The sequence below is a fragment of the Celerinatantimonas yamalensis genome, assembly GCF_046054155.1.
Lineage (GTDB): Bacteria > Pseudomonadota > Gammaproteobacteria > Enterobacterales > Celerinatantimonadaceae > Celerinatantimonas > Celerinatantimonas yamalensis.
On record NZ_JBEQCT010000001.1, the window covers coordinates 1 to 20707 of the forward strand.

General features: G+C 39.4%; 25 protein-coding genes and 4 pseudogenes. 25 read left to right on the top strand and 4 right to left on the bottom strand.

The window, feature by feature from the left end; all coding sequences use genetic code 11:
• Positions 1-647: pseudogene (locus tag ABUE30_RS00005) on the bottom strand (IS110 family transposase); the annotation flags it as partial.
• A 354-nt stretch (positions 648-1001) separates the two neighbouring features.
• Here ABUE30_RS00005 and ABUE30_RS00010 point away from each other — a divergent pair.
• From ABUE30_RS00010 to ABUE30_RS00020, 3 genes are all read left to right on the top strand, one after another.
• The gene (locus ABUE30_RS00010) at positions 1002-1367 is read left to right on the top strand and encodes a VOC family protein (protein ID WP_408621595.1); all 366 of its coding nucleotides are present in this window, start codon (positions 1002-1004) and stop codon (positions 1365-1367) included.
• Positions 1368-1478: 111 nt separating this feature from the next.
• Positions 1479-2240 (top strand): class I SAM-dependent methyltransferase, encoded by a 762-nt coding sequence (locus ABUE30_RS00015; protein ID WP_408621596.1) that lies wholly within the window; start codon positions 1479-1481, stop codon positions 2238-2240.
• A 124-nt stretch (positions 2241-2364) separates the two neighbouring features.
• Positions 2365-3258, top strand: a complete 894-nt coding sequence (locus ABUE30_RS00020; RefSeq protein ID WP_408621597.1) for a hypothetical protein — start codon at positions 2365-2367, stop codon at positions 3256-3258.
• A 487-nt stretch (positions 3259-3745) separates the two neighbouring features.
• Here ABUE30_RS00020 and ABUE30_RS00025 read toward each other — a convergent pair whose 3' ends face one another.
• The gene (locus tag ABUE30_RS00025; RefSeq protein ID WP_408621598.1) at positions 3746-4618 is read right to left on the bottom strand and encodes an aldo/keto reductase family oxidoreductase; all 873 of its coding nucleotides are present in this window, start codon (positions 4616-4618) and stop codon (positions 3746-3748) included.
• Positions 4619-4723: 105 nt separating this feature from the next.
• Here ABUE30_RS00025 and ABUE30_RS00030 point away from each other — a divergent pair, with 105 nt between their 5' ends.
• From ABUE30_RS00030 to ABUE30_RS00075, 10 genes and pseudogenes are all read left to right on the top strand, one after another.
• Positions 4724-5629, top strand: a complete 906-nt coding sequence (locus tag ABUE30_RS00030) for a LysR substrate-binding domain-containing protein (protein WP_408621599.1) — start codon at positions 4724-4726, stop codon at positions 5627-5629.
• Positions 5630-5714: 85 nt separating this feature from the next.
• On the top strand, positions 5715-6224 hold the full coding sequence (locus tag ABUE30_RS00035; RefSeq protein ID WP_408621600.1) for an AAA family ATPase: 510 nt from the start codon (positions 5715-5717) through the stop codon (positions 6222-6224).
• Positions 6225-6295: 71 nt separating this feature from the next.
• Positions 6296-6934: a hypothetical protein gene (locus tag ABUE30_RS00040; protein ID WP_408621601.1), complete on the top strand. Its 639-nt coding sequence runs from the start codon at positions 6296-6298 to the stop codon at positions 6932-6934.
• Positions 6935-7037: 103 nt separating this feature from the next.
• Positions 7038-7574: a GNAT family N-acetyltransferase gene (locus tag ABUE30_RS00045; protein ID WP_408621602.1), complete on the top strand. Its 537-nt coding sequence runs from the start codon at positions 7038-7040 to the stop codon at positions 7572-7574.
• Positions 7575-7662: 88 nt separating this feature from the next.
• Positions 7663-8310, top strand: coding sequence for an IMP cyclohydrolase (locus ABUE30_RS00050; RefSeq protein WP_408621603.1), 648 nt, complete (start codon positions 7663-7665; stop codon positions 8308-8310).
• A 374-nt stretch (positions 8311-8684) separates the two neighbouring features.
• Positions 8685-8789 (top strand): hypothetical protein, encoded by a 105-nt coding sequence (locus ABUE30_RS00055; RefSeq protein WP_408622504.1) that lies wholly within the window; start codon positions 8685-8687, stop codon positions 8787-8789.
• A 238-nt stretch (positions 8790-9027) separates the two neighbouring features.
• Positions 9028-9267, top strand: coding sequence for a cupin domain-containing protein (locus ABUE30_RS00060; protein ID WP_408621604.1), 240 nt, complete (start codon positions 9028-9030; stop codon positions 9265-9267).
• A gap of 129 nt (positions 9268-9396) precedes the next feature.
• Positions 9397-9729, top strand: coding sequence for a hypothetical protein (locus tag ABUE30_RS00065; RefSeq protein ID WP_408621605.1), 333 nt, complete (start codon positions 9397-9399; stop codon positions 9727-9729).
• Positions 9730-9739: 10 nt separating this feature from the next.
• The gene (locus ABUE30_RS00070) at positions 9740-9871 is read left to right on the top strand and encodes an NUDIX domain-containing protein (RefSeq protein ID WP_408622505.1); all 132 of its coding nucleotides are present in this window, start codon (positions 9740-9742) and stop codon (positions 9869-9871) included.
• Positions 9872-10072: 201 nt separating this feature from the next.
• A pseudogene (locus ABUE30_RS00075) lies at positions 10073-10306 on the top strand (GNAT family N-acetyltransferase); the annotation flags it as partial.
• Between the two features lie 96 nt (positions 10307-10402).
• On the opposite strand, the gene ABUE30_RS00080 reads toward ABUE30_RS00075, so the two are convergent.
• Positions 10403-11368 (bottom strand): nitrilase family protein, encoded by a 966-nt coding sequence (locus tag ABUE30_RS00080; RefSeq protein WP_408621606.1) that lies wholly within the window; start codon positions 11366-11368, stop codon positions 10403-10405.
• A gap of 99 nt (positions 11369-11467) precedes the next feature.
• On the opposite strand from ABUE30_RS00080, the gene ABUE30_RS00085 reads away from it, so the two are divergent.
• From ABUE30_RS00085 to ABUE30_RS00120, 8 genes are all read left to right on the top strand, one after another.
• Positions 11468-12340 carry a LysR family transcriptional regulator gene (locus tag ABUE30_RS00085; RefSeq protein WP_408621607.1) on the top strand — a complete coding sequence of 291 codons (873 nt, stop codon included), beginning with the start codon at positions 11468-11470 and terminating at the stop codon, positions 12338-12340.
• Positions 12341-12386: 46 nt separating this feature from the next.
• Complete coding sequence (locus ABUE30_RS00090) at positions 12387-12671, top strand: GNAT family N-acetyltransferase (RefSeq protein ID WP_408622506.1); 285 nt, start codon at positions 12387-12389, stop codon at positions 12669-12671.
• A 119-nt stretch (positions 12672-12790) separates the two neighbouring features.
• A complete protein-coding gene (locus ABUE30_RS00095; RefSeq protein ID WP_408621608.1) occupies positions 12791-13156 on the top strand; it encodes a cupin domain-containing protein in 366 nt (121 codons plus the stop codon).
• A gap of 75 nt (positions 13157-13231) precedes the next feature.
• Positions 13232-13879, top strand: a complete 648-nt coding sequence (locus ABUE30_RS00100) for an HAD family hydrolase (RefSeq protein ID WP_408621609.1) — start codon at positions 13232-13234, stop codon at positions 13877-13879.
• A 433-nt stretch (positions 13880-14312) separates the two neighbouring features.
• Positions 14313-14849: a GNAT family N-acetyltransferase gene (locus ABUE30_RS00105; RefSeq protein ID WP_408621610.1), complete on the top strand. Its 537-nt coding sequence runs from the start codon at positions 14313-14315 to the stop codon at positions 14847-14849.
• A gap of 186 nt (positions 14850-15035) precedes the next feature.
• Positions 15036-15446, top strand: a complete 411-nt coding sequence (locus ABUE30_RS00110) for a GNAT family N-acetyltransferase (protein ID WP_408621611.1) — start codon at positions 15036-15038, stop codon at positions 15444-15446.
• Between the two features lie 6 nt (positions 15447-15452).
• Positions 15453-16169, top strand: coding sequence for a carbon-nitrogen hydrolase family protein (locus ABUE30_RS00115; RefSeq protein WP_408621612.1), 717 nt, complete (start codon positions 15453-15455; stop codon positions 16167-16169).
• A 161-nt stretch (positions 16170-16330) separates the two neighbouring features.
• The gene (locus ABUE30_RS00120) at positions 16331-17089 is read left to right on the top strand and encodes an isocitrate lyase/PEP mutase family protein (RefSeq protein WP_408621613.1); all 759 of its coding nucleotides are present in this window, start codon (positions 16331-16333) and stop codon (positions 17087-17089) included.
• Positions 17090-17141: 52 nt separating this feature from the next.
• Here ABUE30_RS00120 and ABUE30_RS00125 read toward each other — a convergent pair.
• Positions 17142-17989: pseudogene (locus ABUE30_RS00125) on the bottom strand (transposase).
• 311 nt (positions 17990-18300) lie between these two features.
• Between ABUE30_RS00125 and ABUE30_RS00130 the strand changes: the two are divergent.
• From ABUE30_RS00130 to ABUE30_RS00145, 4 genes and pseudogenes are all read left to right on the top strand, one after another.
• On the top strand, positions 18301-18861 hold the full coding sequence (locus ABUE30_RS00130) for a pyridoxamine 5'-phosphate oxidase family protein (protein WP_408621614.1): 561 nt from the start codon (positions 18301-18303) through the stop codon (positions 18859-18861).
• Between the two features lie 14 nt (positions 18862-18875).
• Complete coding sequence (locus ABUE30_RS00135; RefSeq protein WP_408621615.1) at positions 18876-19529, top strand: hypothetical protein; 654 nt, start codon at positions 18876-18878, stop codon at positions 19527-19529.
• 32 nt (positions 19530-19561) lie between these two features.
• A complete protein-coding gene (locus ABUE30_RS00140) occupies positions 19562-20113 on the top strand; it encodes a class IV adenylate cyclase (protein WP_408621616.1) in 552 nt (183 codons plus the stop codon).
• A gap of 177 nt (positions 20114-20290) precedes the next feature.
• Positions 20291-20692: pseudogene (locus tag ABUE30_RS00145) on the top strand (histidine phosphatase family protein).
• Positions 20693-20707: the final 15 nt, after the last annotated feature.

Below are 20707 nucleotides of genomic sequence, written 5' to 3' on the forward strand. Positions count from 1 at the left end.
CTCAGGTACGTTACTGATGATGGAGGCTGCCGCAATTTTTCCGATGCCAGGCATGCTTTGTAGTATTTCATTTTTGGCTCGGTAATCAGGACAAGTTTCTATGAGTTTAGCGATCCTAGCTCCTACTTTTTTAATCTGGTTTTTGAGTGCAGTTAAGATAGGTTTGATCGAAGAGACGATGGATTTTGAGAGAATTTGATGTCGATTTTTTTCCATAGTTTGCATTGCCAGTAATTGATTGCATCTGATGACTAAGTCACTCATTAAACGAATGTTTTCACTTTTTAATTGGGTGAGCTTTGGTTTGATGGTTTCGGCATAGTAAGCAATAAGCGCCGCATCTAAACGGTCATTTTAGCTCTATTCCCAAGAGCCCCAGAAAACTTTTTGATGTGTCATGGATTAGCAATGACATAAGGTAATTTGGCGTTGCCACAAGCTAAAATGAATGGCATTTCCAACCGCACAGTCGCTTCGATGACGATGCGTTCAGGTTGATATTTTTTAATGGTTCGGATGGCTTCTTTAATCCCTTTTTCGTCATTGGTGACGTTAAAGTAGATATCGAGAGGTCGGATATAGATGTCAAGTTGTGACTTACCGGTATCAACGCCGACATTAATGTTGTGAACTGTGTTTGTATTCATAATAAGCTAACTCTTGCTTGCGAAATGCGGGCTCGAGACCCAGAAGACTATTCGAGTGTGATGCTTGGAGTTCTATCTGATGTTCGTTCTTGTTATCGGTCTCTCAATAGAGGAGCCAGCGTTCAATCGAACTATCAGATAGAGAACTTTAGTTGCTGCTAAAGTCTGGGTCTCACTTTACCCTTATTCGCTAGTTATTATCCATACAAAGCATTTAAGAGTGATTCCCAACGCTTGGCATTTTTCATTCTACCGTTGGGTTTTGTGTTTACGGTGTGATGGTTTAGTTTTGTGGTAGCGTTGCTCACACATTAATGCGGAGTTATGCACCACTTGATTAAACAAGGAGGAATCGTGATAACTGGGATTAATCATGTTCAGGTGACTATACCTTTTGGTACCGAAGAAGATGCGCGTTATTTTTATTGTGATGTTCTCGGATTGACTGAAATCGAAAAGCCAAATGTTCTTAAGAAGAATGGTGGGATTTGGCTTCAACTAGGCAGCTTGCAGGTTCATCTTGGGTGCGAAAACAATGACCACCGAGCGGATTCAAAGGCTCACATTGCATACAATGTCAGTGACTTGGACATGTTCAGAGCTAAGTTCGATAAATTAGGCGTCAAGATATATGAAAATACACAGATAGAAGGCTTTAAACGATTCGATATACGTGACCCGTTTGGAAACAGAATTGAGCTGATGCAGCCAAATGCATAACAAACCCATCAAGCCGACTCCACAACACCGCCTCTTTTTTGCTAAAAACACAGCAAAAACAGGCCACATTGCTCCTCGGCTTATGGGGGCGTTAGTAACAAAGGAGAATATATGTCCAATCCAGTAGATAGATTTTCTAGTCGTGTTGCTGATTACGATAAATACCGACCTAGTTACCCATTAGACTTGATTAATAAGCTCTTGGAGCAGTCCAACCTAAATCAACGCTCGGTTATTGCAGACATCGGCTCTGGAACAGGGATATTCAGTGAGTTACTTGTTAATCAAGGCGTAAAAGTTATAGGGATAGAACCCAATGACGCAATGAGACATTCTGCAGAAGACAAGCTTAGCCATAAAGTAAACTTTACGAGTTTAAAGGCGACAGCAGAATCGACTTGTTTGAAGGAGAGCAGTGTTGACGTAATCACAGCAGCACAATCCTTTCACTGGTTTAATAAAGACAAAACAATTCCTGAATTTAAACGAATACTTAAGCCAAATGGTATTCTTGCTTTAGTGTGGAACCAAAGGTGTGTCGAACAGGATTTTCAGATTGCGTACGATGAAATCTTAGGTGCGTATGCAAAAGACTACGATTCGGTTAATCATAAGAACCTTAAGGACAATGAAGTGCCTCAATTTTTCGACTCAAATCGAATGGAGACATATACATACAACAATGAACAACTTTTTGACTATGAAGGGCTACTGGGCAGAATGAGGTCATCGTCATACTGTCCATTGCCAGGCACAACGGAATACTCGCGTCTTGTGAAAGAGTTAGAGGTGGTATTTAACCAATTCTCTTTACATGGCCAAGTCAAGTTTAAGTACAAGTCGTCCCTTTTTATTGGGCCAATTTGTTGCTAACAAGCATGTCAACCAGACATCTTTTTGCTACGCACTTTTGTGCACTTCGCTTCGCTACATTATTGCACAAAAGCACTCCACAAAAACCAGCCGGTTACATGGGCGTTAAATTTATGGAGAAATAATGACGAAAAATAAAACTTTAAATCAAGCACTCTTTTGTAGTGCAATCATTCATCAACCGCATGCACTAAAAGCATTTTTAGCAGCTGAAAATCTATCACAGTCGATAGTGTTGACTGACGATATTTGGGTGCAAACAAGTAAGCTAGTATCAGATGGTAGCGTTCAGGTATCAGGACTATTGTCTGATTTGGTTGAAGTTCCAAAACTTTCAGACATTCGGATTCGACGTACTTTGGAGCGTGGAATTTATCCTCTTGCTTATAATGCACTTCTTCAATGGCATGATGATAAAGGATTCAATAATATTTTTAATAATTACTTAAAAATATCAGCTAGCCATCAAGAGTATTTATCACATAATGTTACGATTCTACTTGCATTTAATGCACTATATCCTCGGTTGAATGAGCTTCAGAGAAAGCCTTTTATCGAGAGGGTAACTGAATTCATTACATCTACATTTGGTTCAAAATCAGCGGACTTGGTTCTGAATCATAAAAGGTTTACTTTTAAAGACTTGTTCGATGTTTCAATTCAACAACCAGGATTCTTTGGGCATAATCTCATCACATTAGCATGGATAATGCGCTCTCATAGTATGATCGAGAAAAAGCTGTTAATTGCACTAAATTATAACCTCTATGTTCAATCTACGAGTTCTTTAGAAGATCCTGATGATGGCGTAGATATCGAAATATTTAATAAGAGTGTCGGTTTTGAAAGTAAAGAATATTTCGTTAAAAAAATTAATTCATTAATCTTTGATACACGTAGTAACCTTCATCAAATAACGTTAGCTGACGCTCTAGGGTATTTATGGGAACAATTTCCTGAAGATAGGGAAAGTATAAGTCGATTGGCTGATTATTATCGGCGCACACTGGAAAAATGAATTTAACAAATGCATCAATACGATTTGCTACATTTGGCATTGCAGGTTTGTCTATAGTTTCAGTAAATAAAGCAGTAAAATTCAGCTTAATTTGCATGGTAGCAAAGTAGCAAATGTGTTATGCACGCGTTATATGCCATTATAATTCAGGCGGTCAAATGAATATCTTGGTCGAACAGAAAATTGAAAATTGCATCAATACGACATCCGTCAGAGTGAATCAGTTATGTTTGTTTAATTCATCTTGATTTTTCGGAATTGAGTAAGTTTGGAAATAGCTATGATTTTGCATCTAGCGTCGAAATGATGAAAGCAGAAGAATTCTCTAATTTTCGTATTCACTCTCAAGGTTACGAATACATTCAACTAGAGCCATCTGTTCAGCTTCTAAAGTACAAGTCAGCATTGGTAAGCGATTCTAAACATAAAATGACCCATCTAGAGATAGGTGGGTCCTTTTACCCATATAGGCATAAAGCAGATATTTTTAGATATTAACGGCAATGTTATTTAATTTAGTAATGGCTTCACTCGGTAAAATCAATTTCGCTGCGGATAAGTTTTGTTGTAGATGCTTAGTCGAAGATGTTCCTGGTATTAATAAAATATTATCTGAACGCTGAAGCAACCAAGCCAACGCGACTTGCATTGCTGTGGCATTTAGTGATATCGCAACTTCTTCTAAAGTGGAAGACTGTAGTGGAGAGAAGCCGCCAAGTGGAAAGAAAGGTATATAGGCAATGCCTTCTTTTGCAAGCAAATCAATAAGAGCATCGTCTCTTCTGTGTACTAGATTGTATTGGTTCTGTACACAAACAATAGGGGTAATACTGCGCGCTTCCTCAATTTGATTTGCGGTAACATTACTGACTCCTAAGTGATGTATCAGACCTTCTTTTTGTAACTCGGCCAGTACGGATAATGGTTCTGCTATAGAGCCTTCGGCTGGGCCATGTACATCAAACATAGCTCGCAGATTGACTACCTCGATTTGTTCTATGCCAAGGTTGGTTAGATTATCATGCACAGCTTGAATAAGTTCAGGCTTTGAAAAAGCTGGCAACCAATCACCTTTTTCATTACGACGAGCACCAACCTTAGTTACCAATGACAGTTCTTTAGCGTAAGGGTGTAACGCCTCGCGAATGATTTGGTTCGTAATATGTGGGCCGTAAAAATCGGAGGTGTCGATATGATTGACACCACTTTCTATTGCGGCTTGAAGGACAGCAATGGCTTCTTTTTTATCTTTAGGCGGACCAAAAACACCGGCGCCAGCCAACTGCATAGCGCCGTAACCCATTCGGTTGATTGTTTTATTACCGAGCTTGAATGTACCAGCTTGTTGAATGTTAACCATGATGATTTTCCTATGTGAGATGTTGGGTAGCTGATCTATTCTAGGCCTCACTAATTTGTGCGACAATCCCATTTAATTGGAACGTATTGTGCGAGATTTAGAACAATGAAATCATCTATGAATGACATTGCTGCATTTGTTGCTGTTGCCAAAGCCGGCGGTTTTCGTGAGGCTGCAAGAGTAGAAAATATAAGTGCTTCACGTTTAAGTGATGCCATACGACGCTTAGAAGGGGCGTTGGGAGTCAGATTGTTTCATCGTAATACTCGCAGTGTTGTCCTTACAGAAGTCGGTGTGGTTTTGTTAGAACGTATGAATCCTATTATGAGTGAATTTGATTCTGCGTTGGATATGGTCAATCTATATCGTGATAAACCAGCGGGTAAACTTCGCCTTAACGTACCTGTTAGTGCCGTAAAATTAATATTGCCAGCCATTGTCCCTGCATTTTTGGAGGCCTATCCTGATATTGAACTTGAAGTGACGGCGGAGAGTAATGTTATCAATATTATTGATGCAGGTTTCGATGCTGGTATTCGTTATGACGAGCGACTAGAACAGGATATGATCGCTGTTCCTATCGGCCCACGCCAACAACGATATGCATTAGCCGCTGCACCTAAACTGTTAGATAGGTTAGGTCGACCAACTCACCCTCATGACCTATTAAATTACCCTTGTTTAACGGGGCGGTTACGATCAGGGGTAGCCAACACTTGGGAATTTGAGAAAGATAATAAAATTACAGAGATCAAAGTTTCAGGTCCTTTAGTGGTTAATATAGGTAGTGCTGTTGATCTTGCTGTTGATGCTGCGGTTGCTGGTACGGGTGTTGTTTATTTGTTTGAGGAATGGCTACAACCTTATTTTGATTCAGGGCAACTTGAACCTATTCTTGACACTTGGTGGTTGTCTTTTAGCGGGCCGTATTTGTATTACTCTGGGCGACGGTTGGTGCCTACTCCCTTACGAACGTTTATTGATTTTATAAAAGATATGAACAAAGAATGAGTCATAAGCAGTAACGAGTTTCGTGTTCTATTGTATCTTAGCTCTAAGCGTTGTTGTTTCTTAGGTTTTATTAAATGGAAGGTAGATGGCTAAAATAATACTAATTTGTGGTTTACCGGGAAGTGGTAAAAGTACCCTTGCCCATGAATTGGCTACGATACTTAAATTACCTCTGTTTTCTAAGGATAGGCTAGAAGCTTCAGTAGTGGAGAGTGGCTTGGCTACTGTAGATAATTTGAACGGTGTTGGATATTTCTTATTAAAGAACCTGATTGACGAATGCGAGAAGACGCAGCAAACTGTAATTGTTGATTTTGTTGCTGATAAAAATCGAGTTTTGCAGTTCTGGCCTTCATTGGTATCCAAAGAAGTCATACCAATTGAATGCGTTTGCTCGGATACAAATGAACACAGGCGGCGTATTGAAACTAGAAACCGTAATATTTCAGGGTGGTACGAATTGACTTGGTCAGACGTGGAATTGGCTATAAATAAGTACATTCCATTATTTGCTGAACGACTTACATTGGATTCGCTCGAAAGTATCGAATTTAACACGAAACTGGCTTTGGATTATGTATTACTTCGAATGTAACAATCCATTGCGACTGACTCGGAAAAGACCCTCGCCGTTGAACCGGGGCGTTATCTCAGAGGAGCTCAGTGGTGGATTTAGAGTTAGACCACTTTTTTATACTGACTGACAAACCCAAAGAAGCGGGTGATCTTTTGGTTTCCGTGGGGCTTAATGAAAGTTTCAGTAGGGACCATAAGGGTCAGGGTACTTCAAATCGTCGATTTGCGTTTTCTAATGGAATGCTCGAAATACTATACGTACGTGATAGTGAAGAGTCTAATAATGGCCCAGCTAAAAATTTGAGATTTCTTGAACGGATACAAAAAGAAAATGCCTCACCGTTTGGAATCGTTCTGACTCGAACTAATGATTCAAAACTAGGAATGCCGTTTAGCGGTTGGAAATATCAACCAGATTATTTTGAGCCACCCAATGCATTTCATGTTGGAGATAATTCTGAAATTTTGGAAGAACCTTTATGCATTTACGTGCCTTTTGTTGGTCCAGTTAGCAGAATTGAAGAAATAGGAACATTTAAGTCTATTAGTAACGTTCAAGTATCTGTCCCACTAGGGAAAATGTCAGATACACTGCGTACACTACAAACGGTTGATAGACTTCAAATTGAGCTTGGTAGTGAGCATATGGTAATGGTTACGTTGGACAATGAACGTAGTGGATTATCTAAAGACTTGCGTCCAGTTTTGCCATTAATCATCAATTGGTAGGCATTAAAATATAACAAGTGGCTGCTAGGGACTGCAATACGCTTCGCTCCGTACAGCCCAAGAGCCAATTGTTAGTTGTTAGTCGAAATTGACACGGAAAATCATGCAATTAGAAATAAAAAATTACTATTTACGCTCATTGGAACTAGATGATAGCGAACAATTTTATAAGTGGTCTTGTGACCGTGAAGTTACGTTGTATAGCCTATCTTCATATGCATATCCACAATCAAAGTCAGACATAGGAAAGTGGCTTTTAACCATTAATTCAAGTCCTAAAAATGTGTCGTTTGGCATATGTTGTAAGAAAAAAAATCAACTTATTGGTTATACCGGAATATCAGCAATAAGCACTTTAAATCGTAGTGGTGAATACTTTATTCTTATTGGTGAAAAAGAGTTCTGGGGAAAAGGTGTTGGAACATTAGTCACGAAAGTAGTTACTGATTATGCTATAAGAACACTTGGCTTGCACAGGATACAACTTACAGCTAGTGCCCTGAATTTAGGGGCTGTAAAGGCTTATGAAAATGCTGGCTACAAACATGAAGGTCTGATGCGGCAGTCTGGTTTTCGTAATGGTCAGTTCGTCGATAAAGTATTAATGTCCGTTCTTTCTACAGAGTGGAAAGGCATATAACAAAAAGCTCAATCGGGACACCCACCGTTTGCGACTCATGCGTTGGCTTCTCATTAGCAATGGCGTTAACTGGAAAAAGGAGAGGTAAATGTATCTCGGAAGAATTGTAGCAGTTGGAATAACAAAAACAAATCGTATATCTTTGATGTATCGTGTGTCTTCACGCTCATTTCCAAACAGAGTAATCAAAAAAATTAATGGAGCTTTATCTGTTATTCCAACTCCAGGATCTGAATCAGATATCTATCAAAACCCTTACATCAGTTACAATTGTCTTCGGCACAATTCTGAATTTGCGGTTGTTGGCAACGGTACACATACTGATCCTATATTTGAAAAATTGGAATCAGGTATGAGTATCAGAGATTCATTAACATCAGTTTTATTCGGTATGGATTTCGAACATGATGACTATTCAACCCCTCGAATAGCGGCGGTTGCGTCTAGGATGTCTAAATCATTGGCGTTAGGAATTATTCGATCGGATGGAGTAGAGGTTAAAGTATTCGGATTAGAACCAGATAATTATCGTTATTTATCAACTTATGAGAAAAATCAGATATCAGTACATAATAGTGGTTCTGGATTCGATTTATCCTCATCAGAGGAAGCATCACGGTTTATCGTAGATCAGGGCGAATTCTCAAATTTCATTAATCCTGTTTCTTCAGCGTCAGCAATTGAAACAGATACAGGATTTGAAATAAGTTTCAATAATTTGCAGAAAACCAGTTAACAAATGGATGCAGCCGATTTTACCCGCCAAAAGCGGCGACTAAAACGGCTGGTCCAGGTGTTAGTTGTTTAATTAAGTCACGGAGAAGTCATTGGATATAGTATTTACTCAATCGCCAAGTTCAGATGATATCGATTGTATATATCAGGGTTTGGGAGAGTTTAATCAGAAGTTTTTTCCGGAAATAGCTGATGAATCCTTTGCAATTTTTGCGCGGGACGAAACAGGGGAAATTATGGGTGGCTTAACAGGTTTTATCTATATAACATCAGTACAAATTCGATTCTTGTGGCTATCAAAAAATCTTCTAAATCGAGGGAGGAGTAGGTAATCAGTTAATAAAACAAGTAGAAGAAAAATGTAAAGAGAGAAAAATAAGTAACATTGCAGTTGATACGTATACATTTCAGGCACCAAGATTTTACGAATACAATGGTTTTAAAGAAATCGGGCGTTATAAAGGTTATTTGGTAAAATGAGTAGACAAAATCTTCTACCAAAATGTGTTATAAACAACTACCAAATCGTTACAATTGACAAAATACATATCACGAATTTTGGTACCCAAAATGTCGTGCCAGTACTCATCAACTCAGCTCAGTATTATGATTTTATCAACTAGAGTTAACAATGCCTGTCACTGAATTTTCAAAAATTGATTTTAAAAAGAAATGAGAAGGCGTATTTTTTAAATCTATCACAGGGATGAATTCCCAGTTGATTGTCTTTAAATATGAAAGGGGTGAAAAAACGGATCACTCTCATCCGGTTGAACAAATGGGATATGTGTTGTCTGGGAAAGCAAGTCTGTTTATTGAAGATCAAGAGTATTCATTAAAAGTAGGCGATGCATATTATATTCCTGGAGGCGCTAGACATGGGTTCAATGTGAATTCAGAGGAGGGGTTAGAACTTATTGAAGTTTATACTCCGCCAAAACCAGAAAATACATACTAACTGATAGCGTAGTCGTTCTAGCTAACGACTACGATGTAATTCTAAAAAATCAGAACAAATGCATATAGCTGGACTGCAGCAAGCTGCGCTGCTGATGCGAGGTGTCATGTCTTCAAAGGGGGTCTTATTGTGAAATTCGAGCTCGATAAGTTTAATGGCATTATTATCAGCAAAGAAAAACTGCCTTCTGATGTTGATACATTTAAAACCGAATTAGCTGAAATCGTTTCATTTGCTAAAACTGAAAATAAAAACATTATCTGGTTGACGCTGCCAATCCATTTGTCATTTTTCGTTCCTTCAGCCACTGAATTCGGTTTTGTTTTTCATAACTGTTCTGAACACGAACTCACGCTCGTTCTTAAAGCAGCAACTACGACATTTATCCCGTTTATTCCAACACATATTCTTGGTGCTGGCGCCATCATTAAAAACCAATCTGGGCCAATTGTTGGTGATTAAAGAACACGGTATGAATGGCTATAGGTTGCCTGGTGGCCATATAGAACTGGGTGAAAAAATAGAAACAGCAATCATTCGTGAGGCTCTTGAAAAAACTGGAGTTCAAGCTGAGTTTCAATCAATTCTAGGATTCACTACTTGACATCCGTTCCAATTCGGGAAAACAAATATGTATCTTGTCTGTCGACTCAATGCTGTTTCTGAAACTATACAGATCCAAGATATCGACGAAATAGCCGAAGCTAAATGGCTCGATATTTCCGATTACTTAACTGATGAGTGAAATGCTGGTTTTAATCGGCAAATGATTGAAGCATTACACGAAGCAGACGGTCTCGCAGCCCGAGGCTACTCACAACATTTGGTTGTTTCAACGAACTTTCGAGGACTAAAATTAGGAAGTAATCTCGTATCGAAAGCGGTCAATTCATTATCAAAACTTGGTATCTCTAAGACGCATTTGTTTGTGTATAACGATAACGTGAAAGCTCAGCAGTTTTATGAAAAGTTAAGTTGGCTTCCACGCGATGAAGTTCGAATGTATTCGTTTAACAGTTCGAGCAATAACAACGTTTAGCGTCAGGCGTATAGCAAGGTCGGATATAGATATCAAGTTGTAACTTACCGGTATCAACGCCGACATGAATGCTTTGAACTGTGCCAGTGTGTGGGCCTAGTCTATTTTTTCTTTTGAAAATCTTGCATGAAAAGGCGACAGTTCACCGCCTTTAGTCGTGAGCGGTTGATAGAGTTCTGGTCTGCGACCACGAATCCAACGTCGACCCGTACACATATCTAGCTCTCGCGCTTTTAGGTCTGCGATGACCATATCATCATCGACGCTATCGGTTTCAGCAATGATTTGTCCATATGCATTAAGGATCATTGCGTTTCCTGTTCTGACTTCATCCATATCGACACCAACACCATTACTGAATATTAGAAACATACCGTTGTCATGAGCCCGTGACGGTAACCAGCGCATTAACCATTCACGTCCTTTCTGTCCTTGCATTTCTTTGCGTATGGCCTCAAGGTTCTGTTTACGGTTATACCACAGTTGTGTATCAATGAGTCCCATGGCATTCGGACTGCGGGAATTACAGCCACCTGTTTGATGAGGTGCAACGAGGATATCTGCGCCTTTCAAAGCTGTGATTCTGGTATTTTCAACCAGGTTGTTATCCCAACAGATAAGTATACCTACACGGCATCCATGTGGCGTGTTAAAAACGGTATATTCATTGCCGCTTGCCATGTATTTGCTGACAAAAGTATGAAGTTTTCGATGCTTTGTTAGTCGGCCATCAGGCATCGCCATTATGTAGGAATTATAGAGTTTACCTGTATCGTCTATTTCAATTAAACCCGCACCAATACTGATTTTGTACTTAGTGGACATTGCTAATAGAGTCTGGCATGTCTCTCCCTGAGGAACAAACTCAGAGAGGGCTAGAACCTCCGACTCGCTGAGTTTTGATACATGCCAGTATCCAGTGACGCACATTTCGGGGAACACGATAATTTTCACATCTAGCTTTGCTGCTTTTTCTACATAGCGCTTAATAACTGAGAGATTATAAGGCTTGTCATTGGCTCTATGATTAAACTGGACTGAGGCAACGCGTACGTCTTTCATGGAAAGCTCCTTTTGCTGTTTTGAATTGACGTCGCCAGTATAAAAACTCAGTTACATTCCATATAATGAAAAATATTCTAAATTTAATGACACTATGGAATGGACTTCGATCAATTACGAACTTTTTGTCAGTTAGCTATAGATGGTAACTACCGAGTAGCATCTGAACATCTTTGCATTACACAATCAGCGTTAACCAAAAAGATTCAGCGTCTCGAGGCACATACTGGATTGATTCTGTTTAAAAGAGGAAGACAAGGCGCTTGTTTGACTCAGGCTGGGCTGACGCTTTTACCCGAAGCACAACGTATGGTGGATAACTTCAACGCTTTTCAGACCTTAACTCATCTGGTTGCCGAGGGAACGACAGGATACCTTAAAATAAGCTTCGGAATATCTTCTTATGATCTTGCCCCACAATATATCGCTCAGTTTAAGCAGTTGTTCCCGAATATTCATATTGTGCTCAATGACATGCCATCACAGTTACAAACTGAATCATTACTTCGTGGCGAACTCCAGCTTGGCTTCAACCGACTACCGGTCATTACCCCACTGAAAGGTATGAAGCTTTCCTCAGATCATTTAGTGGTCGCAGTCCATCGTAGCCAATTGATTGACGAAAGCGATCTTTGGGCTTCATTACGTAATTTAGATTATTTAAGACTCACCCCAGAACGTGGACAAGGGTTAGCTAAACAGATAGAAAGGTTATTGATAGAGCAAGATCAAACATTGCATCCAGTACAAGAAGCCGATGATATTCTGACACTGCTAGCACTCGTTTCAGCAAACACAGGCTTTACTATTGTTCCTGCCAGTGTTGAACATATAGCTAATGAAAGTGTTCGCTTTATTCCATTGCGTAGTTCAAGTGCTATATGGGATGTTGGTTTAATTTGGAATGAGGATCTAGATAACGCTGCGAGAGATAGCTTCATTAAATTTATCGCAACAGATGTGGTCAACTAAAATTGACCACGGTTTTAGCGTTTTCCCAAGACAACCGTTCTGATTCATTGGGTGTGTTTTAGAGCATATCTCCCAAGATACGGCCATTCTTTCAAAGTGTTATGTGTTGTCAGAGTTTCAAGGGCAGGGAATCGCTTCAAAGCTCTATGCTTCATTGCTCAATCACACTAAAACAAGTTGCTATAGCACTCTTCATTTATTCGTTTATTCGGGTAATAATCGTGCAAAGTCCTTTTACACAAAGCAGGGTTTTAAGCTTATTGGCACCGATGAATTTTCAATGGAGTCAGAGGTACACAAAGATGAAATCTATGAATTATCTGTTGTATAACAAGTCGGTGCACAGGGCACTCAACACGTTGCTTGGTATGCTATACCTTCGGCATTTTAGTAAACCTTCGCAGCTTAGTTGTTAGCCTGTGACCTAAGCGTATGCCTCTCAGGAGAGATATGAGTAAAATTTCAATAAGTGAAAAGTTTAATCTTTTCACAGAAGAATGGACCCCTAAAATTATTGCTGAGACTAATGGTCAGCTGGTAAAAATTGCGAAGGGGAGTGGCGAACTCGTTTGGCATAGGCACGAAAATGAAGATGAGCTTTTCATTGTTTTCAAAGGTCATCTTACTCTTCAACTTCGAGATGGAAATATTGAGCTCGGTGTTGGTGATATGTATGTTGTCCCAAAAGGTGTTGAGCACTGCCCACTAGCAGAGGCAGACACTCACTTTATGATGATAGAGCCTTCGAGCACAGAGCATACGGGTAAACTCGATTTAAATGTTACTGTATCAATTGAAAACCAAGAATGGATTTAATGCATAAAAAGTCCATTTATGCGGCGTCTTTGGCAGCTCATAATTGGGGCATTATACAAACCAGTGAAAATTGACATGGAGTGTAAATTGAAAGACTATGATGTGTACCTGTTTGATATGGACGGTACTTTAGTGAATTCAGAGCCCTTAAAAGGAAAGGCACTTGCGCTAGCATGTGCAGATTATGGAGTAAATGTAGATTACAACATCTACAAAGACGTAATGGGTGAAAGTTGGTCTGTAGTAACCGGTCACTTTTTTACGACAGCTAAGATTGCTCCTGATTTGGATGAGTTCAATACACACTTTCGCGCTCATTATGAGCAATTGCTCAGCAAACATCTTGAGTTGAATATAGGTGCAAAGGCGTATATTGATAGCTTGAAGAAAGCTGGAAAGTTGTGTGGTATTGTCAGTTCGGCTGCTACTTGGATGGTAGAAAATATTCTAGAATCACTAAAGTTAAGTACAGCTTTTGATATTGTAATAACCAAAGAACATGTGACTAAACATAAACCAGACCCAGAGGCTTATGAATTAGCATTATCTAAGCTATCGGTTTCACCCAGTAAGACGATCATATTTGAAGACTCGACCGCAGGAGTAAATGCCGGTAAGGCGAGTGGTTGTGACGTTATTGCAATTAAACATAATTTTAATGGCAAAAATGACTTTAGTGGGGCGGTAAAGGTTATCGACAACTACGAAGAAATGTTTGTATAAAAAATGTTATAGGCTCAAGGTGATTTCATGAGTGGCAACTGAAGCGTATATTTTTTCAAATGGGCTCATCGAGCGTTCGTTGTCATCCACCCAAATCAAAAAGCCAATCATCCCGTAACAGCCGTGCGTGTATCAACCTTCGGCAGATTGACTTTGTTCAAGTGAGAGAACCATCGTTCTTTGAGTTTGGTTGTTCAATCTACATTTTTAGATTAACAAAGGTTACTAAAAAGTTAGCTAGTTTTAAATGGTTTGTCAGGTTTGGATCGATAGCTAAAGCTGGGTTCGAGTTGATGAGCTATAACAAAAAGATCAATAAGGACACCTGCCGTTTGCGACTCATGTGCTAACTACGCCGTTATAGCGCAATGCGTGGCACGTTGGCTGCCCATTAGCAATGCCATTATACCTCACAAAGAAAAAGGAACTTTCGATGTTTCAGTTAGAAACTAGCCGTCTGGTTCTTCGGGACATGAAGTCTAGTGATGAAGGTGCGTTTGTTACTATGTCTCAGGATGCTAAATATCAGCGTTTCTATGATGAAAATGACTGTGACCCAAGCAAATATAGGGAACTTACTCAGTTGTTTATAGCTGAAGCTGCTGAAGCTCCACGTAAGTCTTATCAACTTGCCGTTGAGTATAGAGAGTCAGGACAGTTCATTGGTGCTGTATGCCTTCGTCTAGAAGCCAATCAACAAGCTTCAATGGGTTGTGCTTTCTCAAGAGCATCCCAAGGTAACAAGCTGAGTTATGAGGCTGCTCAAGCATTAGCGAACTTTGGTTTTTCTGAACTAGGTGTGCATCGAATATATGCGGAAACAATTAGTAAAAATCTCCCGGCAATAAAGCTATGTAAGTCGTTAGGTATGCGGGAAGAGGCTCATTTTAGAGAGCATCGTTTTTTTAAAGGGCAGTGGTGGAATACCATTGTTTTGGCGGTTCTTCGAAGTGAATGGGGCAAGGCATAAGTTGCTGCATGTGGAACGATACAGTTGTCGGGGTTTTTGCTAAAAGAAAAGGCAGCAAAAATAACACCAGCATACTCGCCGGCCCGGTAAGCAAGGTGTTGCGAACTTATCAAAATTCATCGAGACTGTTCATTTATACAGTTGTTGGGCGTACACTCTGAATGCAATTAAAAGAAGCGATATAGCATGAAAATCACATACGAAGAAAATGTCCCTAGTCCGAAAGAATTCTGCGAAATGCGAGTGAAAGCAGGCTTATCACCAAAGTCTTTAAAGGCTGCCGTCATTGCATTGCCAAACAGCTTGTATGGAATCTCAATACGACAGGGCGAGGCTTTGATTGCAATGGGGCGTGTAGTTGGTGATGGTGCGTGTAACTTTGAAGTCGTGGATATTGCCGTTGACCCAACTTATCAAGGGAAAGGGCTAGGACGAAAAGTCATGGAGTATATAGATAACTATTTATCATCAGTTGCTTTAGAAGGCTCGTATGTTTCAATGATCGCGGATGAACCAGCTTTTTACGAAAAGTTGGGATACAAGCTTGTTTCTCCATCTTGTCAAGGAATGACAAAAAAATTCAAGTCGCATGCATAACAAGCAATGAAGGGTGATATCAAAAATAATGTTAATCACCATATAGAACATATTAAATTATCTGCTGAGTCTGGTGCCGATATAGCTGTTTTTCCTGAGTTGTCATTAACCAGCTATGAATTAGACTTAGCAGCAGAACTGGCGATAGACAGCTCAGTATCGATTGTCATTGATTTATCGAATGCAGCTATTGATAACAATGTTGTTATTGTTTCTGGCATCCCATTGGTAAGTGACTCTGATACACCCTACATCGGTGCTTCAGTTTCATTTCCATCAGGGGAAACTAATTTTTATCGAAAACAATATCTGCACCCAGGCGAAGACAAATTTATGTCTGCTGGGTTCGAAAATTATAGTTTTGAATTCAAGCAGAGAAAGGTGTTCTTAGGTATATGTGCTGATTTCACGAATTCACAGCATTGGCTCGATGCAAATGAAGACCACGCAGATATTTATATATTGAGTGTTCTGATCTCTAAAAATAGTTTTGCTCATGACAGTGAGATCCTTAGATGCAAAACTATTGAACACAAATTAAACATTGTCATGACTAACTATATTGGTGAGACGGGTGGTTGGTTATCGCATGGCAATAGTCGAGCATGGGATACTGATGGCAATGTACCTATTTCAGCAAATGATTCTGATCAATGTATTGTTTTATGCACCATCATCGACGGTAGCATTTCAGGCAAAATCATAAATATAACAAAAAATTAATGTGAGACGGTTTTCAACCGACCCATAATTAAAAGCTATGTGACGGCATGAAATCTTCAGTATTTTTTCATTCAGTTCCGAAAGTGGCTCAATATGCTAGCCTTTCCTAAGTAGTATGTGCTTGAAACCACTATATCTACAACGATTTAAGGAAAACAGTTATGTTTAAAGAACTGCATAGAAAGGACGAGCCTCTAATTATTTGTAATGTTTGGGATGTACCTAGTGCTTTGATCGCTGAGCGCAACGCATTTTCAGCGATTGGTACTTCTAGCGCAGCCATTGCAAAAATGATTGGAAAAGAGGACGGTGAAAATGTTCTATTCGAAGAACTAATGTCAATTGTGAGTGCAATTTCTAAGGCTAGTCGTTTGCCTTTAACCGTCGATATTGAATCAGGTTATGGTGAAACGCCACGAATCATTGCTAAGAACATTATTGAACTTGTTCAAGTCGGCGTAGTTGGCGTTAACATAGAAGACAGCATAGTAGTCCAAGGAAAGAGGCAGCTATGTGATAGTACAGCGTTCTCCAAAATGCTTAAATCAGTTAGAGCTTTATTGAGTGAGGCTGGTGTTGAAGTTTTCATTAATGTGAGGAGTGACGCCTACTTACTTAGTGTTAACTGTGCTCTTGAAGTTAGCCTTGCGAGAATTGAAAAGTATCAACAATCAGGTGCTGATGGCATTTTCCTGCCGTGCATTAAAGAGCCTGACGATATAAAAGTTGTTACTGCTAGCACAGCCCTGCCCATAAATGTTATGTGTGTACCAGACCTTCCTGATTTTGTTGTACTTAAAAAACTAGGTGTAAAACGTATAAGCATGGGTAATTTTGTTCATGAAGCAATACTGGCGTCATTGTCTTCTGTTTTGACGTCCGTAGTTAAAGAACAATCGTTTAAACAATTGTTTGTTTAAAGTTGGATGGCGGTACGAGCAGTCACATAACAAGAGACTCTGGCATCAATAGTTAATTTTTAGCCGTGTTTACATCCCACATAACACCGTCTTTAAGCATGAAATTTAGTATGACTACCATCTTTCTGACGCAGGCAATAAAGGCGACTTTTTTGGGTTTTCTGGCCTCAAGAAGTCGCTGATAAGTGGCTTTAAAAACGGGGCTACTTTGAATTGCGGACATCATCGCCATGAATAAAACGGTTCGAACTTGATGACGTCCATCTTGGATAATTCGTTTGTCTTTATATCGGCCACTCGCTTTTGTCATGGGAGCGACTCCGATAAGTGAAGCTGCTTGCTCATTGGTGATGTACCCTAATTCAGGTACGTTACTGGTGATGGAAGCCGCAGCAATTTTTCCAATGCCAAGCATGCTTTGAAGAATGTCATTTTTCGCAGAGTATTTAGGGCATTTACTGATAAGTTTAATGATTAGATTTTCGCCTTTTTGTATTTGATTTTTTAGAGCTGTTAATATAGGTTTAATCGAAGAAGTAATGGACTCGGGTCAGATTTTAAGTCGATTCTTTTCCATCGTTTGCATGGCTAATAACTGATTTCGACGAGCTACTAAGTCACTCATCAGTCGAATTTTTACAGGCTTTAGTTGAGTCCGTTTGGGTTGGATAGCTTCTTAAAAATGAGCAATGAGCGGGGTATCAAGTTGGCTAGTGGCTTCGATAACGACCCGTTGAGGGGCATGTTTTTTGATGGTTGTGATGGCTTTTGAGATCCCAACTTTATTCCTGGGAACAGAAAAATAAATGTCGAGTGGACGGATATAAATTCTAGCTGCGATTTACCGGTATCAACGCCGACACGAATGTTTTGAAGTGTGTTTGTGTTCCTAATAAGCATAACTTATGTTTGCAAAATGTGGGTTCGAGACCCAGAAGACTATTCAGTGTGTTGCTTGGAGTCCTATGTAGTGTGTTCTTACTTGTTACCGGTCTCCTGATAGAGGAGCTAACGTTCAATCGAACTGCCACATAGAAAACGTTCGTTGCAGCGAAAGCTTGGGTCTCACTTTACCCTAAATTTGTTACTTATTATCCATACAAGTCGTTCAAGTTTGTTCTGGCCCTTTGGGCCTCCATTGGACGTGCTTACGCATGCCGCTTGACTCTGCGTTAAGCCTCTCCTATAAATTTGACTCGGAGTTTTATTAAATGGGAAAGAAATTTGCGGAATTGTCAGGTAAACATATTGAGTTTATTGGAGAACAAAAAATTTACTTTGTAGGTACTGCTGCCGAGACCGGTAGTGTTAACTTATCACCGAAAGGTGGCGATTCTTTACGCGTAATTAATCCTACGAAAATTGCGTGGCTAAACTTGACCGGCAGTGGAAATGAATCAGCCTCTCATATACTGAAAAATACTCGTATGACGTTAATGTTTTGTGCATTTGAAGGCTCCCCGTTAATTCTGAGAACTTATGGAGAGGCTAAAATGCTACATAACAAAGATCCTGAATGGGAGGTTTATTCTAAACTTTTTCCAGCAAGTGTCGCTGCTCGTCAGATTTTTATTTTGGATATAAACGTAGTTCAAGCTTCATGTGGTATGTCAGTGCCTTACTATAAATTCGAAGGTGACCGTGAAGATTTAGCTAAATGGTCGGAACGACAGGGACATGAAGGCATCGAGAAGTATTGGCTCAAAAAAAACCAGAAAAGTATCGATGGATTTGAAACAGAAATCGTCGAACGAGCAGGCTTAACAAGTTAATAAACAAGGATAAAATGCAGTTGGCTATTTTCGTTCCTCACATTTTAGCTAACAATATTTTACCTGTTATTAAGACGTTAGGTTTCAGTGGTGTTTGTATATTCTACTTTAGGTTGAAAATGGAAATATTACTAATCAGGCATGGGAAACCCACTGGAGCAATCAATCCAAGATTAACGGCATCAGGTTTTGCTAATTGGGTTCGAAATTATAATCGATCTAAAGTTGATCCTAAAAGTTTGCCACCGAAGCATCTTAGATGCTCATTAGATTCACATTTTATTGTAGCCAGTGATTTAGCCCGTTCCATAGATTCAGTATATTTGTGTTTAAATCGGGAACCTGATTTAAAATTGAAACACTTACGAGAAGTGAATATTCCTCGATATAAATTGCCATTTGTATTCAAAGCTTATACGTGGCTTATTATTAGTCACATTTTTTGGTTGGTAGGTTTTAGCGGGAAAGTTGAATCATTCAAAGCAGCAAAAATTAGAGCAAGGATCTCGGCAGAGCAGTTGCAAGAGTTGGCAATCAAGCATGGAAAAGTAGCATTTTTTGGTCATGGTATGTTAAATAAATACATAGCTAAAGAGTTAAATAAACTTGGTTGGGATGGTTCTCCCCAAGGTAAAAAATACTGGAGCACCATAAAATTAAAAACCTAACAAATGGCTGCACACGGCCTCGATGCAGCCCCATGAACAGTAATCATTTTCAAGGTAAATACGAAGTCGAGCTAAAGTATCGCCTTAATTCAAAATCAGAGTTTTTGGAAACCTTGGGGCTTATGCCTCATGAAGTTATGCTCGAAGAAAACATGGAATGTGATTGGTACTTTGATTTTCCTGACAAAGCACTACAGGCCCAGAATAAAAGTCTTTGCATTCGTACAATGGAACCTTCAGGTATCAAGTTGTGGATTGTAAAAGGCCCTGAATCCGACCGATGTGAGGCTACCAATATCACGGATGCTTATAACGCGCGAAGTATGTTAGAAACAATGGGATATGAAGTCGTATTAAAAGCTAAGAAAACCCGCAGTATATACTTCCTCGGAGAGTTCCATATCACGGTTGATTCTTTAGCTGGTATTGGTGAATTTGCCGAATTCGCCATCATGACAGATGATGAATCTATGTTACCAACGTATAAAATTGAACTGGAAGCGTTAGCGAGTAAGTTTGGGTTAAATCATTTAGTATTACAGACGAAGTCGTACAAACAAATGTTCATGGAAAACGGTGCATAAGAAGTCTATCTGGTGCAGATCAGTATGGAATAATACTGAAGTGAGAATGTAGGGTCACAAAGATTATCCTTTAACAGAAAATGGTAAATTGCAGGTATCTTGAGTATGTGAAGAAATCAATCATATTGACATAGCCTATTTAAGCCCAAGTTCAATGGCCTTTGATACAGCTAAATAATCCTTCAGGACGAAGAAAAACAAATAATCACGCTTCATGAATTAAAAGAAATAAATTTAGGTATTTGGGAAGGAAGATCAAAACAAGCAATAGATAGGAATTATCCAGAAGAACAAAAACTATTTTGGACAAAATCCTCATAATTTTCGATTGAAAGCGGAGAAACATTTACTGACTTTCAGCGGAGGTCTGATCGAGCGTTTGACTCCATATTAGAGAATGAAAAAGAAAAACAAGTGGTTGTGGTTACTCATGCAGCTACCATTACGGTACTATTTGCCTATATTGAGCAAAGACCGATTGATAAAATATGGAATCCCCCATATGTTGGGAATGGTTCATACAGTATTATAGAGCATTCCCCTATTGGTGGATTAAAAATTCGTTCATATCGTGGATAATCCATTTGGTAGAAA